We start from the raw sequence: 16,356 nt of genomic DNA, 5'->3' as shown, positions 1-16,356 counted from the left end.
GTAGGTCATTGCCAGACTCCCCTAAAGAAGCCCAGCTCGGAAGAGCTGGGCTTTTTGCTTTGCGCGGCGGAAGTGGCGGGGTGCAGAACAGCAGCAAAGCGAAGCTCCGACGTCCCCCCAATCTCAGTAGCACTCCGCTTTAGAATCCATGGCTAATTTATCTGATTTTTGCGCGAGCGACTTGGCGTAGGCTGCTGGCGTCAGGCCATCCAGCGCTTTCTTAAATCATGCTGGCACCGTAGCGCCGGTGGCGCTGTGCCAGCGTGATGATTTTTTCCTTGAGTGTGGCATTGCGGTCTGGCTGTGGCTGGTAGCGGAAGGCGCTAGGGCTCATGCCCGCTAAACGCAACGATCGGCGTTCACTCAGCCCCTTGCCCGACAAATAGCGCACCAGCTCCCGCCGTGACGGTGCGCTCACCACTTCTTTCGGAGGGCTTCCTTGGTGATCTCGTTCTCGAGCATGGTCTCCGCCAGGAGCTTCTTGAGTCGTGCGTTCTCGGTTTCCAGCTCTTTGAGCCGCTTGACCTCCGAGATATTCATGCCGCCAAACTTGCTGCGCCAGAGGTAGTAGCTGGCCTCGGAGAAAGCATGCTTGCGGCACAGTTCGGCGATGGGCATGCCGGCTTCGGCTTCTCGCAGGAAGCCAATGATCTGTTCTTCTGTGAATCGTTTCTTCATGTCCAACTCCTTGTCATGGTGGATTGGACTCTAAAGTCACGTGCTACTCAAGATGGGGGTGGCGTCGGTTCTTCATCGATGAGCGTTATTGGGCCGTGTTTGAGTTCGCCAGCGGCATAGCAAGTGGATTGCTTATCAGAAACAGGAAATGTGCATCACTCAATGCTGAAGATAAAGCGTTGTATCTTTGATTCTTGCTGCTCTGTTAATTGTATGAATTGCCAACCTGAGCGAATTGATTTAAGTCCATTCGTGAGCAGTTGCTCTGATTGGGAGGCGAGGCAAAGGCTGCAACAAATAAAGCCGATGCCGGGTAGTTCAATCCGACACTGTGTGAGTACATCACCGATCTCGAGATCTAGTTCGGGGTAAAAACCAAGAAAGCCCACGCCACTTAAGCTAATGTCAGATATGCGGACATCAATCGGGTCTGTTGCGGTTTGCAAAATACAGCGTGCATTGATCTGCTGAGGGATCTTGGCTCGATATAGGTTGCGACGTTGAGAATCAATGGTCATTAGAAAAGCAGCTCTTTGATTTCACCGAGAGGCTGTGCGCCGGCTTCGTCTGTATTGCCGCCACCACTCAAGCCTAATTCACTGTTGGTGTTGGGGAATTCCTGCAGATAGTACTCAGAAATAGGTCCGCGCTCTGTTTCTGTCGTTCTGGTGATGATGCCTTCTGGAATCGGGCGGGTTAGCTCAGGAGTGTCTTTTAATGCGCTGCTCATGAAGTTTACCCAGACTGGCAAAGCGGCAGCGCCACCAGTTTCTCTTGCACCAAGACTCCGAGGTTGATCGAAGCCAATCCAGGTAATTGCAACCAATTTCGGGCTATAGCCAGCAAACCACGCATCAAAAGCATCATTGGTGGTGCCGGTTTTACCTGCAAGGTCGTTACGCCCTAAGGCCTTGGCTTTGGTTGCAGTACCCATTTTGATGACATCCCCCATCATGCTAGACATGATAAAGGCATTGCGTGGATCGAGTGTACGTGGTGCGTTTTGTCCTGCGATTTCTGGTTGGGTTTTGGCAAGAACTTTACCGCGACTGTCTTCAATCCGATCAATAAAATAAGACCGCACCCGAAAACCGGTATTAGCAAAGACGGCGTAGCCTTCTGCCATTTGTAAGGGCGTGACACTACCTGCACCAAGCGCCATGGTGAGGTAGGCTGGGTGATTTTTGGGGGGGAAGCCAAAGCGAGTAATGTGCTGTTGAGCATAGTCTGGCCCAATGGCTTGCAAAATTCGAATAGAGACTAAGTTCTTGGAAAGGGTTAGTGCTTTCCGTACCGACATCATGCCGGAAAAAGAACCATCATAGTTTTTAGGTTCCCAGCGCTGCCCGTTGGCATCTGATTGATCGATGACGAGTGGTGCATCATTAATTTGCGTGGAAGGGGTTACGCCACGCTCAAGCGCGGCAGAGTAAATAAATGGCTTAAAGCTAGAACCTGGCTGGCGCCATGCCTGAGTAACGTGGTTAAAATTATTGCGATTAAAATCAAAGCCGCCGACCAACGCGGTTATTGCTCCGTTGTCAGGGTTGAGCGCCACCATTGCGCCTTCAACTTGTGGTAGCTGTGCAATCGTCCAGCCTTGGGCACTTGCGCGCACGCGAATGATTGCGCCAGGCCGGATCCGATTGGCTGGCGGGGCTTTCTCGGATAGCGCTGATCTAGCAAATCTGAGTCCGTCGCCCTTTATGGAGATGCGCTCTTCACCCTTGATGTAGGCTGTTACTTCTTTGCTGGAAACGGAGATTGCAACTGCAACTTTTAATTCATCAGCATCTTTAGTGTTGGCAAGGGCTTCATCTAGCAGGTCTTCTGAGCCCGGCGTGAGCAAGTTGGTGTCGACAAACCCTTCAGGACCGCGATACCCATGTCTCGTGTCATAGTCGATCAGACCCGTACGCAATGCCTCATAGGCTGCTTGCTGTTGTTGGCTATTGATCGTGGTGTAAACCTGAAAACCATCGGTGTACGCTGCGTCTTTATATTTCTCATGAATCATCTGCCTTACCATTTCGGCAACGTATTCCGCGTGAATTGGATAGGCATTAGTGCCACGCTGTACTTGAATTTCGGCCACTTTTGCGGCTTCATATTCCGCAGGCGTGATCATTTGTAATTCGTGCATGCGGCGCAGCACGTAAAGTTGACGTAGCTTTGCTCGTTTAGGATTAACGACAGGGTTATACGCTGAAGGTGCTTTCGGCAGGCCCGCCAGCATGGCAAATTGGGCAATACTGAGTTGACTCAGCGGCTTGCCATAGTATGTTTGAGCCGCTGATGCAAACCCGTAGGCGCGCTGTCCTAGGTAGATTTGGTTAATATAAAGCTCAAGAATTTGATCTTTTGAAAGATTGTGTTCAATTTTGAAGGATAGAAGCGCCTCATTGAACTTTCTTGATATTGTCTTTTCGTTGGATAAATAAAAATTTCTAGCTACCTGCATCGTGATAGTGCTGGCGCCAGATCTCGCTTGACCGGAGATTAAATTACCTGCAATTGCCCGCAGTACGCCTAAATAATCGATGCCGCCATGTTGATAAAACCGCTCATCTTCCGCGGCCAGAAGCGCATTGATCATTTGTTTGGGAACCTGATCAATTGGCGTGAAAGCTCTGCGTTCCTCGCCAAATTCACCGATTAATACCTTATCTTGTGTGTAGATGCGCAAGGGGACCTTAGGTTTGTAGTCCGTGAGGGCCTCTAAGGATGGGAGCTTGGGGTATGTTACTGTAATCGCCATCACAACGAGCGCAGCTGCAAGCAGGGATAATCCGCCAGCCACAGCCAACAAGCTTAAAAATATTTTCTTGATCATTGCGATAACGAGTATTTGTTTATAGAGTTGGTTTTAAGCGTAATGTACTGCGAATACCTGTTTGTTGCAAAAAGCATCTTCCGCAGAATGTGAGCTTTACACTTCGTTAGCCCCACTGCTAGCATTTTTTGCATGATATAAAAGAGGATTATTGCGTTGAACCTCGATTTCTTAAAGCCATCAGCTCCCCCGCTTATCGGGGTGGACATCAGTGCCTCTGCGGTCAAGATGGTTGAGCTGAGCCAGACGGGGCGCAATTTTAGCCTAGATCGCTATGTGATTGAGCCTTTGCCCAAAGATGCTGTAACGGATAGCAACATCACTAATCCAGAGGCTGTTGCGGAGGCTGTGCAGCGTGCTTGGAAACAACTAGGTAGCAAGGTGAAGAACGTTGCTGTGGCTTTGCCTGCATCGGCGGTTATTACCAAGAAGATCCTTGTTGCTTCGGGAATGAGTGAGCGCGATCTTGAGATGCAGGTCGAAACGGAGGCAAATCAGTACATTCCATTTTCTTTGGATGAAGTGAATTTAGATTTTCAGGTACTCGGACCTGCACCTAACAATCCTGACGAAGATGAAGTTCTCATCGCGGCCGCTAAAAAAACTAAGGTGGAAGAGCGCGTCGCAGCAATCGAAGACGCGGGGCTTAAGGCTGTGGTGCTAGATGTTGAATCTTACGCAACTCAGGCCGCTTTTGAGTTAATGCGTCCGCAGCTGCCGAATGGCGGTGAAAATCAAATTGTAGCGGTGGTGGATATTGGTGCCACAGCGATGCATATGAATATCTTCAAAGATGGGCAGTCGATTTATAGCCGGGATCAAGGCTACGCGGGTAACCAGCTAACCCAAGAGATTCAGCGTAAATTCAATATGTCATCTGAAGAAGCTGAATCTGCCAAGCGTCAAGGTGGCTTGCCAGATAATTATGAGCCTGATGTGCTGCAGCCCTTCATGGATACGATGGCATTAGAGATATCTCGCTCTTTGCAGTTCTTCTATACGTCGAGCAATTACACGACAGTTGATCATATTTTACTGGCCGGTGGGTGTAGCGTGATTCATGGCTTGGATGAGGCAGTTTCCAGCCGCACTCAGGTGGCAAGTACTATGCGGGCCAATCCCTTCTTTAGTATGTCTACTGGCAAGGTTCGTGGTAAACAGATTCAATTAGATGCGCCTTCGCTCCTGATCGCGTGTGGTTTGGCTATGCGGAGGTTTGATCCTGCATGATACGTATTAACTTACTTCCTCATCGCGAGGAAAAAAGACTGGCAAGGCAACGGCGTTATGTTGCCTTGCTCGGTTTCTCATTTGTTGCGGCTTGTTCGATTGTTCTCGCGGGTTACCTCTTGTTAGCAACTAAGATCGAGGCCCAAAATGAGCGGAATCAATTTCTGACGGCTGAGAATGCCAAACTCGACAAAGAGATTGCAGAAATCGAAAAGCTAAAGTCAGAGAAGCAGGCCCTTCTGGATCGAAAACAGATTGTTGAACGCTTACAATCCAATCGAACTGAAACTGTTCACATTATGGATCAACTAACGCGGCAAGTTCCTGAAGGCGTGTACTTAAAAGATGTTAAGCAAGTGGGAGAGCAACTGACCTTGAATGGCTTGGCCCAATCAAATGCTCGGGTTTCCACTTTGATGCGTAACGTCAATGATTCTCCTGTGTTCGAACAGCCGTTGTTGATTGAAACCAAAGCAGCAAGTGTTGGAAATCAGCGTCTATCTGAATTTACGTTGAACATTAAGGTTACCCGTGCTTCTTTGGACGCATCCATGGTCGCGTCAAAACCCGCGGTTGCTAGGGGGCAATAATGGCTGTTACGTTAGACGATTTCAAAAATCTAGATCCCAAAGACGCTGGCAACTGGCCGCTGGTGGTTCAGCTAACTTCTGCGGTTGTATTAGTAGCAGTCGTTGTTGCTGCGGGCGTATTTTATTTTTGGCAGCCACAATTTGATGAGCTGGATGCTGGTGTTCAGCAAGAAGAACAGCTGAAGCAGCAATATCTCGAAAAAAAGAAAAAGGCGATTAATCTTGAAGCGTATCGCCAACAATTGCTAGAGATTCAGCAGGCATTTGGAGCATTGCTGAAGCAGCTACCCAATAAGTCTGAAATGGAAACATTGCTGACCGAAATTAATCAGGCAGGGGTTGGCCGCGGCTTGATGTTTGAATTGTTTAAGCCTGGCTCTGAAGTAAAAACCGCAGAGTTCGCAGAAATGCCAATCAACATTAAGGTTACTGGTTCGTATCACGATCTCTCTGCTTTCGTAAGTGATGTTGCGCAGCTATCGCGAATTGTTACTCTTAGTGATATTAAACTTTCAGTGCCGAAAGACCCCAGCCTTTTGTCCATGGAAGCAACGGTTAAAACCTATCGTGCGCTAGACGAGGCAGAGCAGCAGGCTATTCGCCAGGCTGAAATTGAAGCCCGTAAAAAGAATCGACAATAAGAGGGCGAGAACATGCTAAGACTTAAAACCATCGCCCTGTTGCTTCCCTTCTGTACTTTGCTTAGTGGTTGTTTTTCTGAAGAGAATGCAGATTTGAAAGTTTGGATGCAAGAGCAAACTGAGGGCTTGCGAGGTCGTGTAGAGCCATTGCCGGAGGTTAAGCCGTATCAGCCTTTTGCATATGAAGCATTTTCTCTGCCCGATCCATTTCGACCAAGTAAAATGGAGCTGGCAAAGAAAGCTGGGACGGGTGGTATCGCTCCAAACACTAATCGTCCTAAAGAAGTGCTTGAAAACTACGATCTGGAAAAGTTAAGAATGGTTGGCACCTTGCAACAAGGCAAAACTATTCAGGCTCTGGTAAAGGCTCCGGATGGTAATCTTTACCGAGTAAAAACGGGAAGCTATATGGGGCAGGATTTTGGCATGGTTACCAAGGTAACTGAAACCGAAATTACCCTAAAAGAAATTGTTGAAGATAGTGGTGGGGATTGGGTTGAGCGCACCACAACCTTGGGTCTGGATGACGCGGAGCAGAAAAAATGACTTTAACTAGAATTCTCGGTGGTTTCGCGAAGATTGCGCTGCTGTTGTGGACTCCGCTGGCATTAGCTGCTGAGGCTGCAAATATTACTGGTATTGAAGTGAGTAATGTCAGCGCAGAAAAGCAGATTGTTAAGGTGATGTTTGGTGGTACACCTCCTACTCCAACCAGCTTCTCAGTCAATACCCCGCCTCGGATAGCGTTTGACTTTGCCAATACAACGAATCAAGCGGGTAAAAGCTCAGTGCAGGTCAATGGCGCCGCCTTGCGCCTGATTAATATTGCCGAAGGTACTGGCCGCACCCGCTTGGTATTTAATTTGCAAAAACCGGCAGCCTATGAAACAAAAGTTGATGGCAATGCCTTGCTAATTTCTGTTGATGGGGCAGCTGGTGCCACCACGGCAAAAGATGCTGCACCAGTAAGAGCGGGCACTCAATTTGCCGAATCAAAAGCAACGGGCAAACGTGAGGGTATTCAGGATATTGACTTTCGCCGCGGTTCATCGGGTGAGGGTAAAGTGATTATTGATTTATCTAGCTCAAATGTTGGTATCGATATTCGCCAACAAGGCAAAAAACTACTGGTTGAATTTTCTAAAGTGGGTTTGCCCAAAACGTTGGAGCGTAGTTTGGATGTGGCGGACTTCGGTACCCCGATCCAGCGTGTAGATACCTTTAGCCAAGGCGATACAGTGAAAATGCTGATTGAGCCAAAAGGTACTTGGGAGTATTCGGCCTATCAAACTGAAAATCGCTTTGTTGTTGAGGTGCGCGATACCAGTGACGCTAAAAAATCAGCGCAAAGCAAGCCAAATTATAAGGGCGAGAAACTCTCACTTAATTTCCAGAACGTTGAGATTCGCACCGTGCTGCAAGTGATTGCCGAATTCACCGGCATGAACATTATCACCAGCGATACGGTGAATGGCGCACTCACTCTGCGGCTTAAAGATGTGCCATGGGATCAAGCTCTGGATATTATCTTGCAAGCCAAAGGTCTGGATCAGCGCAAATCTGGCAACGTAATGTGGATTGCACCACGTGATGAGCTAGCATCTAAAGAGAAGCAAGAGCTGGAAGCTAAAAAGCAAATAGCCGAGCTCGAACCTACTCGTACAGAATATTTCTCGCTGAAATATACAAAAGCCGATGAGATGAAAACGGTACTTACTGACGATAAGCAAAAATTGCTTTCTCCTCGGGGTAGTGCTGTTATCGTACCGCGTACTAATCAAGTGATTGTGCAGGATATTCCATCCAAACTGGAGCAGATTCGTGAATTGATTGCGAAGACAGACATCCCTGTGCGGCAAGTCATGATTGAAGCGCGCATCGTTGAGGCTGAAGATGGTTTTAGCCGCAACTTGGGGGTGAAGTTTCATGGCCTGTACATGAAGAAAGATTATGGAGCTGCGGGTGGCTTGACTACGAAAGACTATAAAACTACTGGAGGTGAAAGTTATCCTGGCCCAGCCTTAGCTGGGAATACGCCCCAAGTTAGCCTTCCTGCTGCAGCAATTGGTGGTTTTAATCCCGCCTCTATCGCAATGATGGTGGCTGGTTCTGATGGCTTGCTCGGTTTGGAACTGAGTGCACTGGAACAAGACGGCAAAGGTAAGATTGTTTCTAGTCCGCGGCTAGTTACTGCAGATCAAGTCGAGGCGGTGATTGAAGACGGTCAGGAAATTCCTTATTCGGAATCTTCACAGAATGGTGCAACATCTGTTTCATTCAAAAAGGCAACCCTGTCTTTGAAAGTGACGCCTCAAATCACTCCTGATGGCAATGTGTTCATGGATGTAGCCGTGAATAAAGACAGTCGTGGTGAAAATACCCTGAGTGGTCCAGCCATCAATACCAAGCAAATCAAGACTAAGGTTTTGGTGGAGAATGGTGGCACGGTTGTTATTGGTGGTATCTACATCGAAGATACGACCAATACAGTGACTCAGGTCCCAATGCTCGGCGATATCCCTGTAGTGGGCAATCTGTTCAAGAACCGTGCACAAAGTACGCAAAAGCGTGAGTTACTGATCTTCTTGACCCCACGGGTGCTGCAGTCAGATCTGACGCTGCGCTAATTGTTGCGAATGCGGTGTTGATCATCGCCTAGCCACAGTGATTCAAGTAAAATGCCTGGTATGAAAATGCCAGGCAATTTTTTTTTGGTCGGCCTCATGGGGGCTGGCAAAACAACCGTGGGGCGAGCCTTAGCGAAGGCGAGTGGCAAAATTTTTCATGATTCTGATCATGAAATCGAGGCTAGAACCGGTGCCCGTATCCCGACGATTTTCGAACTTGAAGGCGAGGCGGGTTTTCGTGCGCGCGAGGCTGAGGCGATTGCTGAGCTCACCCAGCTCCAGAATATCGTGCTGGCCACCGGCGGTGGGGCGGTACTCAATCCGGATAACCGGGCATTTCTGCGGCGCAATGGTTATGTGATTTACCTCTGCGCATCGCCTGAAGAACTATATCAACGCACCTGCCACGATAAAAACCGGCCATTATTGCAGACCGCCGATCCCAAAGCGCGCTTAGCCGAGCTATTTGCCATTCGTGATCCTCTTTATCGTGAAGTGGCCGATCTGGTTATTGATACTAGCAACCAAAGTGTCAATTCACTGCTGCAACTACTGATTAAAGAACTGGAAAAGAACCAATGACCCACATTGTGCCGGTAGATATTGCTCACGCCCCGTACAACATTCATATAGGCCGTGGATTGCTCGCCCAAGCCGAATTGATTGTGGCTCAGCTCGCGCAGCCGCGGGTGGCGATTGTGAGCAATGAGACTGTTGCGCCACTTTATTTGCCGCAGTTAAAACAAGTGCTAGAGGCCAAGGGGGTCACAGTACAGGCCATCATTCTTCCCGATGGTGAGCAATACAAAACCTGGGAATCGCTAAATCAAATTATGGATGCGCTACTCACCGAGCGTGCGGAGCGGAAAACCACCCTAATCGCGCTTGGTGGTGGGGTGATTGGCGATATGACTGGTTTTGCCGCTGCAATTTATCAGCGCGGTGTACCCTTCATTCAAATTCCGACCACCTTGCTCGCGCAGGTTGATTCTTCCGTGGGTGGCAAGACGGCGATCAATCATCCGCTGGGTAAAAACATGATTGGCGCTTTTTATCAGCCCAAGCTTGTGTTGGCCGATTTGGACACTTTAAGCACCTTGCCGGATCGCGAATTTAGCGCCGGCATGGCCGAGGTAATTAAGTACGCGTTTATTGATGACCCTGAGTTTTTGCTCTGGCTTGAGGCGAATATTCAGGGCGTGATGGCGCGGCAGGACGATCTATTGGCTTATGCCATCGAACGCTGCTGTTTGAACAAAGCGCGAATTGTCGCCGCTGATGAAAAAGAAACCGGTCAGCGGGCATTGCTCAATCTTGGCCATACCTTTGGGCATGCCATTGAAGCCGGCTTAGGCTATGGCGCTTGGTTGCACGGTGAAGCGGTTGCGGCGGGAATGGTGTTGGCTGCACATGCTTCGCAAGCGCTGGGGCAGTTGGCGGCCGCAGATGTTGCCCGCGTGACAAACCTACTCTTGGCTGCTGGTTTACCGGTGGTGGCCCCTGATCTTGGCGCCGCGCGCTATAAGGCGCTAATGGCGCAAGATAAGAAAGTAGATGCTGGCAAGATCAAATTCATTCTACTGCGCCAGCTGGGTGAAGCTTATATTGGCGAGTTGCCTGAATCTGCAATTGATGCCGCGTTGGCAGCGGGCTGCGCGGCTAAATAATCGGCCAGTGATATCGCTAAAGCGGCTTTGGCCTTGTCGAGCGGCAAGGTCAGGCCGCTTTTTTCTTCGGTGCTGAGCGGGCTAACGATCAGCTCGAATACCTGATCCAGCCCGATATTGGCGGCACTACCAGCCAAAAACCATTGCCCATCGCGGTTGGATTCCACCCAGCCTTTTTCGGCCATTTGGTCGAGCAGGTTTTGCGTCGCATCGACGCCTAATCCCACCCGTTTGCGCAGCTCATCGATGTGCAGAATATAAGAATTCGTATGCGCCTTGGCTAACTCGGCCAAAATACTCATCGCTTGCTCAAAGCGGGTACCATGGTGCTGGCTCCATTGCCAACCATCATTGTGCCAGTAGGAGAGCGTCGCGGAAATCACTGCACCAGTCAGCACGATTACCCAGCAGACATACAGCCACAACAAAAAGATCGGAAAGCTGGCGAACGCACCATAGACAAGTTTGTAAGTACCAAATTGTTTTAAGTAGAGGGCAAACAGCCATTTCATGACCTCCAACAGTGCTGTGGTGATCAGCGCCGCTGTCGTGGCGTGATGGCGAGGTACGAAGCAATTAGGCAGTGCCATGTACAACAGCGTGAGCGAACAGAATACCAAGAGTGGCGGACCGATTTTGATCAAGCTGAAATCAAAACCGCTGGCAAAGCCCCCGGCCTGATTCGAAATCCAATTGGTAAGTGAAAGGCTTAAGCCGATCAGTAATGGCGCCAGGGTTAGGGTGGCCCAGTAGGTTAGCGTGCGCGGCAATAGCTTGCGTTGCCGGCGTACGCGCCAAATGTCGTTTACTGATTTTTCAATTGTGGTCATCAACAGGATTGCGGTGGCCAGCAAGCCAATCATGCCGAAGGCCGTGAGGCGATCGGCGTTGTCGGCAAATTGCCGCATATACACACCCACGACTTTGCCGGCGGCATCGGGTACCAGATTGGAAATGATAAAGCCACGAAAACGGCTACTCAGCCCGCTGAACATCGGAAAGGCCGAGATCACCGTCAGTGCAATCGTAAATAGCGGTACTAGGGCCAGCAGGCTGGTGTAGGTAAGGCTGCCCGCGGTATTAAGGCAGCGATCAGCCACTAGGCGCTGGCCAACAAAGCGGCTAAAACCCAAAACTCGGCGCCACAGGGGCAAGGGGCTGGAAGCAGTCATCATCACTTTATACCGACAGAATCCCTTTATAATACCGCAAACTTTCTATGAGCCCGATCATGAGCGATATTCTGGTCTTGTATTACTCCACGCATGGTGCCACGCGGCAAATGGCGCAGCTGATTGCCCGTGGTATCGATAGTGTGCCGGGCATGCAGGCGCGTTTGCGTACCGTGCCCCGCATTTCTACCGTCTGTGAAGCCACAGAGTCGGCTATTCCCGCGGCTGGGGCTCCCTATGTGGAGCTCGCCGATTTACAAGAATGCGTCGGTATTGCCGTGGGTAGCCCAACCCGGTTTGGCAATATGGCTGCGCCGATGAAGTATTTTTGGGATTCCACCATCGCCGAATGGTTGCAAGGCACCTTGATTGGCAAGCCCGCGTCGGTGTTTACCAGCTCTGGTACCTTGCATGGCGGTAATGAATCCACGCTGATCACCATGATGTTGCCGCTGTTACACCACGGCATGTTGATCGTTGGCACGCCTTATTCTGAAAGCGCCTTGCTCTCGACCACTACCGGCGGCACCCCTTATGGCCCTAGCCATTGGGCGGGTACGGATTCCAGCCGGCCGATCTCCGAGGCGGAGCGCCAACTGTGTATTGCGCAGGGTAAGCGACTGGCCGAAGTGGCTCGCCAGCTGATGCAGGGGGCGGCATGAATTTATCACCCAAGCAGTTGCCAATCTGGCAGTGGCTCACGGTAGCTTGTGTACTGGCCATGGTATTGCTCACCATGCTATGGGAGCTATGGCTTTCACCGCTATACCCCGGGGGGTCATGGTTGGCGGCGAAGGCGCTGATTATGTTGCTGCCACTGCGCGGGCTCTTGCATGGCCGGCGTTACACCTTTCAGTGGTACACCATGTTTGTGCTGCTGTGGTTGCTGGAAGGAATTATGCGGGCGTATGCCGAGCAAGGGCTGGGCCAGATTTTGGCGCTGTTGCAGGTGGTGTTGGCCGTGGTGAGTTATGCGAGCGCTAACTTGTACGCCAAATATTCGCGCCCGAGTCTATTGGCGCAGTATGCCGAGCAGCAATCTGCCGCCTGAGCATATTAAATCGAAGCAAATAAAAGCCCCGCCGATCAGGCGGGGCTTTGTTTTTGCGGTGGGCGACCTAGGGCTGGCTCGGGTCAAGTCAGCTTTGAGTGTGAAACGGCAGGCTTATGGCCTTGGTTTCGCGAAATGATCGGGTACATCATTTCGTTCCCGTTGTGGCAAACCTGTGGGGCGTAGCCCTTAAACTGGTTGCGGGTGCACGCGCTCGGCGTTGTTATTGATTTTATTCAGCGCAGAAATATAGGCTTTCGCGCTGGCAACAATAATGTCGGTATCCGCGCCTTGGCCATTTACGATCCGGCCATCTTTGGCCAGACGAACCGTAACTTCACCTTGGCTGTCGGTGCCGGCAGTGATCGCATTCACTGAATACAGCTGCAATTCGGCGCCGCTGTTGATCAGCGATTCGATGGCTTTGAAGGTTGCATCCACCGTGCCATCGCCATGCGCCAAGGCGCGACGCTCTTGGCCCGCCTCGGTCATCACCAGCTCAGCCTGCGGTGTTTCACCGGTTTCTGAAACCACTTTCAGCGACACCAGTTTGAAGTGCTCTTGCTCGATCGAGATCAGCTCGTCCGATACCAGAGCATGCAAATCTTCGTCGAAAATTTCGCGCTTTTTATCCGCCAACTCTTTAAAGCGCGCAAAGGCGGCGTTCAGCGCTTCTTCGCTGGCGATCTCGATGCCCAATTCCTGCAGCTTGGTGCGGAAGGCGTTGCGGCCCGACAGTTTGCCCAGTGTGAGGCGATTGGTGCTCCAGCCCACTGATTCGGCGCTCATGATTTCGTAGGTTTCGCGATGTTTCAGCACGCCATCTTGGTGAATGCCGGATTCATGCGCAAACGCATTGGCGCCGACAATCGCTTTGTTCGGTTGTACCGGATAGCCGGTGATGGTGGAGACCAATTTGCTGGTCGGTACAATTTGCGTGGTGTCGATGCGGGTTTCCACGCCGAAGATGTCTTTGCGGGTACGGGTGGCCATCACGATTTCTTCCATCGCGGCATTGCCGGCGCGCTCGCCCAGGCCGTTGATCGTGCATTCCACTTGGCGTGCACCACCCAAGACGGCGGCCAGCGAATTGGCAACCGCCATGCCCAAATCATTGTGACAGTGCGCTGACCAGATTACTTTATCCCCACCGGGCGTTTTCGCGATCAGCTCACGGAAAAACGCTTCGGTTTTTTGTGGTACGGCATAACCCACGGTATCCGGTACGTTCAAGGTGGTGGCGCCGGCTTCGATTACGGCGCCAAAAATGCGGGCCAGAAAGTCGATGTCCGAGCGCAATGCGTCTTCTGCGGAAAATTCCACATCCGTGGTGTATTCGCGGGCAATTTTCACCGCTTTAACGGCGGCCTCAACCACTTGATCCGGTTCCATGCGCAATTTGTGCTGCATATGAATCGGGCTGGTGGCAATAAAGGTATGAATCCGGCCGCGTTTGGCGTCTTTGATGGCTTCACCGGCTGCACGTACATCCCGCTCGTTGGCGCGAGCGAGCGAACAGACGGTGCTGTTTTCGATAATGCCGGCGATGGTTTTGATGGCATCAAAATCACCAGGGCTGGCGGCGGCAAAGCCGGCTTCAATCACATCCACACCCAGCTTTTCCAGCTGGCGAGCAATCCGGATTTTTTCTTCTTTGGTCATTGAGGCGCCGGGCGACTGTTCGCCATCGCGCAAGGTGGTGTCAAAAATAACCAAACGGGTATTGCTCATGGTGTGCTCCTGTTGACTGAATGAGGCAGCGGGTGTGCTGCGCATATAGTGCTGGATATTCAAAGTGCGGCCTTGGCGGGTAGCCAATTGAGCCAGCTTGTCCACTTGGGTGAGGGGCAAGCTGCCGCGTTCACGCCATTTATAAATTGCAGCGCGGGACACCGGGTCATCCGGAAACATGGCATTCAGGGCTTCGGCCAGGTTGCTCGGGCCGCCGAAATCGGCGATTAGACGTTCAATGTCCAATGACATGGGGTGTTTCTCCGCGTTGATGTGTTTAGAGTACGATTTGTTCGACATCGAGTCAAATATTTTGCGCAAAAAATGGCGCCAATGTGATTTTGGCGCCACGTTATTCGACTTTTAAATTAAAAGTTAGACATTATGTCTGATTTTGCTTGGTGCGGGGCTTGATGATAAAGCGCCACAGCCAGTACAGATAGCCCGAAGCTGCGTAGCAAATAAAGAAACTAAACAACACCAGCGCCGGGCGTGAGGCGCCGATCACCAGCACCAGGGTGGCAATCAGCAGCGACATAAACGGTACGGTTTTGCGCATATGTAGTTCTTTAAAGCTCCAAAAGGGCACATTCGATACCATGGTGAGGCCGGCAAACAGCGTAAATAGCAGTGCGGCATACGGCATGAGCTCGGCCAGATGTAGCAAATCATCGTGGTATTCGATATTGATCCACACCAGCCCTGCCACCAGTGCCGCCGCCGCCGGGCTAGGTAGGCCCTGGAAAAAACGTTTATCCACCACCTGAATATTGGTATTGAAGCGGGCTAGGCGCAGCGCCGCACCGGCACAGTAGATAAAGGCAACCGCCCAGCCGAATTTGCCAAAGGGTGAGAGTGCCCATTCATACATTACTAGCGCTGGCGCCACGCCAAACGACACCATGTCGGATAGGCTATCGAATTGTGCGCCAAATTCGGATTGGGTGTGCGTCATGCGGGCCACGCGCCCATCCAGGCCATCAAGAATCATGGCGGCGAAAATCGCCAGCGCGGCTTGCTCAAATTTGCCGTTCATCGCCTGCACGATGGCATAAAAGCCACCAAACAAAGCTGCCAGCGTGAATAAATTGGGAAGCAGGTAAATACTTTGGCGGCGCAGATTCAGCGCGGGTTTCTGTTGCATTGCTCTAACCTCGGCGGTCGGCCTACTAGCGGGATGGTCGATTGTAACCGAGCAGCAGGCGGGCTGACAGGGTTTGTCTGCGTGGGGCGGGGTGGCTGCGGTATAATTGCCGCTTTGATTGATAGAGGCCGTTGCGGCTAAGGGGCTGTGGTGTCAGATCGTTTGTTTGTTGCGCTTCAACACGTTTTACCCAAACGTCTCCTTACCGAGTTGCTGGGTAATCTGGCCGGCCGGCAGGCAGGCAGCCTGACCACGCAAGTGATCAAGTCGTTTATCGCCAAGTATCAGGTCAATATGGCGGAAGCGGCCAATCCCGATCCCGCCAGCTACGCCACTTTCAACGAATTCTTTACCCGGCCACTCAAAGCCGGCGCCCGGCCGATAGCCGCTGCGCCGTTGGTGTGTCCGGTGGATGGCGCGATTAGCCAACTGGGCAAAATCGAGCAAGAACAGATTTTTCAGGCCAAGGGCAAGCATTTCACCGCCACGGCCTTGCTCGGCGGCGATGCTGCGCTGGCCGCGCCGTTTCGCGATGGCCAGTTTGCCACCATTTATCTCAGCCCCAAGGATTATCACCGTATTCATATGCCCTGCCGTGGGCGGCTGACCGAGATGATTTATGTGCCCGGCGAGCTGTATTCGGTTAATCCGGCGACAGCCCGTGGCGTCGATGCACTGTTTGCGCGCAATGAGCGTGTGGTGTGCATGTTTGATTCCGAATTCGGATCGTTTGCGCTGGTGCTGGTGGGGGCCACCATCGTGGGTAGTATGGCTACCGTCTGGCATGGCGTGGTGAATCCGCCACGGGCCAATGCGGTATGGCGCAAGAGCTATCTCGACCAGCAAATCGTGCTGGAAAAAGGCGAAGAAATGGGCCGTTTCCTGCTTGGCTCAACCGTCGTGTTGCTCTTTCAGCCGGGCACGCCAGCCTTCGCGTCCGATTGGGTTGCCGCGCGGCCGGTACGCTTGGGCGAAATGATGGCGGCATAAGG

At 51.4% G+C, this 16,356-nt stretch carries 15 protein-coding genes and 1 pseudogene; 10 read left to right on the top strand and 6 right to left on the bottom strand.

All coding sequences use genetic code 11. The features are described 5' to 3' along the window. Positions 1-223: 223 nt before the first annotated feature. The 3 genes and pseudogenes from L991_RS17405 to L991_RS16160 all read right to left on the bottom strand — a co-directional run. Positions 224-678, bottom strand: a pseudogene (locus L991_RS17405) (transposase); the annotation flags it as partial. Positions 679-833: 155 nt separating this feature from the next. Next, positions 834-1,196: a flagellar brake protein gene (locus L991_RS16165; RefSeq protein ID WP_047397024.1), complete on the bottom strand. Its 363-nt coding sequence runs from the start codon at positions 1,194-1,196 to the stop codon at positions 834-836. After that, a complete protein-coding gene (locus L991_RS16160; RefSeq protein WP_047397023.1) occupies positions 1,196-3,511 on the bottom strand; it encodes a penicillin-binding protein 1A in 2,316 nt (771 codons plus the stop codon). Before L991_RS16160 ends, L991_RS16165 begins: the two co-directional genes overlap by 1 nt. 156 nt (positions 3,512-3,667) lie before the next feature. Between L991_RS16160 and L991_RS16155 the strand changes: the two genes are divergently transcribed. The 7 genes from L991_RS16155 (at position 3,668) to aroB (ending at position 10,266) form a co-directional block, all read left to right on the top strand. Beyond that, positions 3,668-4,741 (top strand): pilus assembly protein PilM, encoded by a 1,074-nt coding sequence (locus L991_RS16155; RefSeq protein WP_081986740.1) that lies wholly within the window; start codon positions 3,668-3,670, stop codon positions 4,739-4,741. Then, a complete protein-coding gene (locus L991_RS16150) occupies positions 4,738-5,331 on the top strand; it encodes a PilN domain-containing protein (RefSeq protein ID WP_028449675.1) in 594 nt (197 codons plus the stop codon). The genes L991_RS16155 and L991_RS16150 overlap by 4 nt, the downstream gene beginning before the upstream one ends. After that, entirely contained in the window at positions 5,331-5,972 is a 642-nt protein-coding gene (locus L991_RS16145; RefSeq protein WP_047397021.1) for a type 4a pilus biogenesis protein PilO, read from the top strand. The genes L991_RS16150 and L991_RS16145 overlap by 1 nt, the downstream gene beginning before the upstream one ends. Before the next feature lie 12 nt (positions 5,973-5,984). Continuing rightward, on the top strand, positions 5,985-6,518 hold the full coding sequence (locus L991_RS16140; protein ID WP_034619280.1) for a pilus assembly protein PilP: 534 nt from the start codon (positions 5,985-5,987) through the stop codon (positions 6,516-6,518). After that, a complete protein-coding gene (pilQ, locus tag L991_RS16135) occupies positions 6,515-8,599 on the top strand; it encodes a type IV pilus secretin PilQ (protein WP_047397020.1) in 2,085 nt (694 codons plus the stop codon). The genes L991_RS16140 and pilQ overlap by 4 nt, the downstream gene beginning before the upstream one ends. Positions 8,600-8,665: 66 nt before the next feature. Next, complete coding sequence (locus tag L991_RS16130) at positions 8,666-9,181, top strand: shikimate kinase (protein ID WP_231550574.1); 516 nt, start codon at positions 8,666-8,668, stop codon at positions 9,179-9,181. Continuing rightward, the gene (aroB, locus tag L991_RS16125) at positions 9,178-10,266 is read left to right on the top strand and encodes a 3-dehydroquinate synthase (RefSeq protein WP_052191021.1); all 1,089 of its coding nucleotides are present in this window, start codon (positions 9,178-9,180) and stop codon (positions 10,264-10,266) included. Before L991_RS16130 ends, aroB begins: the two co-directional genes overlap by 4 nt. On the opposite strand, the gene L991_RS16120 is transcribed toward aroB, so the two are convergent. After that, on the bottom strand, positions 10,200-11,441 hold the full coding sequence (locus L991_RS16120; RefSeq protein ID WP_052191020.1) for a YihY family inner membrane protein: 1,242 nt from the start codon (positions 11,439-11,441) through the stop codon (positions 10,200-10,202). The two genes, aroB and L991_RS16120, sit on opposite strands and share 67 nt — an antisense overlap. 44 nt (positions 11,442-11,485) lie before the next feature. Here L991_RS16120 and wrbA point away from each other — a divergent pair, with 44 nt between their 5' ends. Together wrbA and L991_RS16110 are read left to right on the top strand one after the other, a co-directional pair. Next, on the top strand, positions 11,486-12,100 hold the full coding sequence (gene wrbA / locus L991_RS16115) for an NAD(P)H:quinone oxidoreductase (RefSeq protein ID WP_197053923.1): 615 nt from the start codon (positions 11,486-11,488) through the stop codon (positions 12,098-12,100). Next, positions 12,097-12,489 carry a DUF2069 domain-containing protein gene (locus tag L991_RS16110; protein WP_052191019.1) on the top strand — a complete coding sequence of 131 codons (393 nt, stop codon included), beginning with the start codon at positions 12,097-12,099 and terminating at the stop codon, positions 12,487-12,489. The genes wrbA and L991_RS16110 overlap by 4 nt, the downstream gene beginning before the upstream one ends. A gap of 189 nt (positions 12,490-12,678) precedes the next feature. Here L991_RS16110 and L991_RS16105 read toward each other — a convergent pair whose 3' ends face one another. Beyond that, positions 12,679-14,472, bottom strand: coding sequence for a 2-isopropylmalate synthase (locus tag L991_RS16105; protein ID WP_047397018.1), 1,794 nt, complete (start codon positions 14,470-14,472; stop codon positions 12,679-12,681). 130 nt (positions 14,473-14,602) lie between these two features. Beyond that, positions 14,603-15,364 carry a CDP-diacylglycerol--serine O-phosphatidyltransferase gene (pssA, locus tag L991_RS16100; RefSeq protein WP_028449666.1) on the bottom strand — a complete coding sequence of 254 codons (762 nt, stop codon included), beginning with the start codon at positions 15,362-15,364 and terminating at the stop codon, positions 14,603-14,605. A gap of 150 nt (positions 15,365-15,514) precedes the next feature. Here pssA and asd point away from each other — a divergent pair, with 150 nt between their 5' ends. After that, on the top strand, positions 15,515-16,354 hold the full coding sequence (asd, locus tag L991_RS16095; protein ID WP_047397034.1) for an archaetidylserine decarboxylase: 840 nt from the start codon (positions 15,515-15,517) through the stop codon (positions 16,352-16,354). Positions 16,355-16,356: the final 2 nt, after the last annotated feature.

Origin of the sequence: Chitinibacter sp. ZOR0017, assembly GCF_000799095.1 — a bacterium.
Taxonomy (GTDB): domain Bacteria; phylum Pseudomonadota; class Gammaproteobacteria; order Burkholderiales; family Chitinibacteraceae; genus Chitinibacter; species Chitinibacter tainanensis.
The sequence above is the reverse complement of the archived record's forward strand: the minus strand, read 5'-3'. Positions and strand labels throughout refer to the sequence as shown.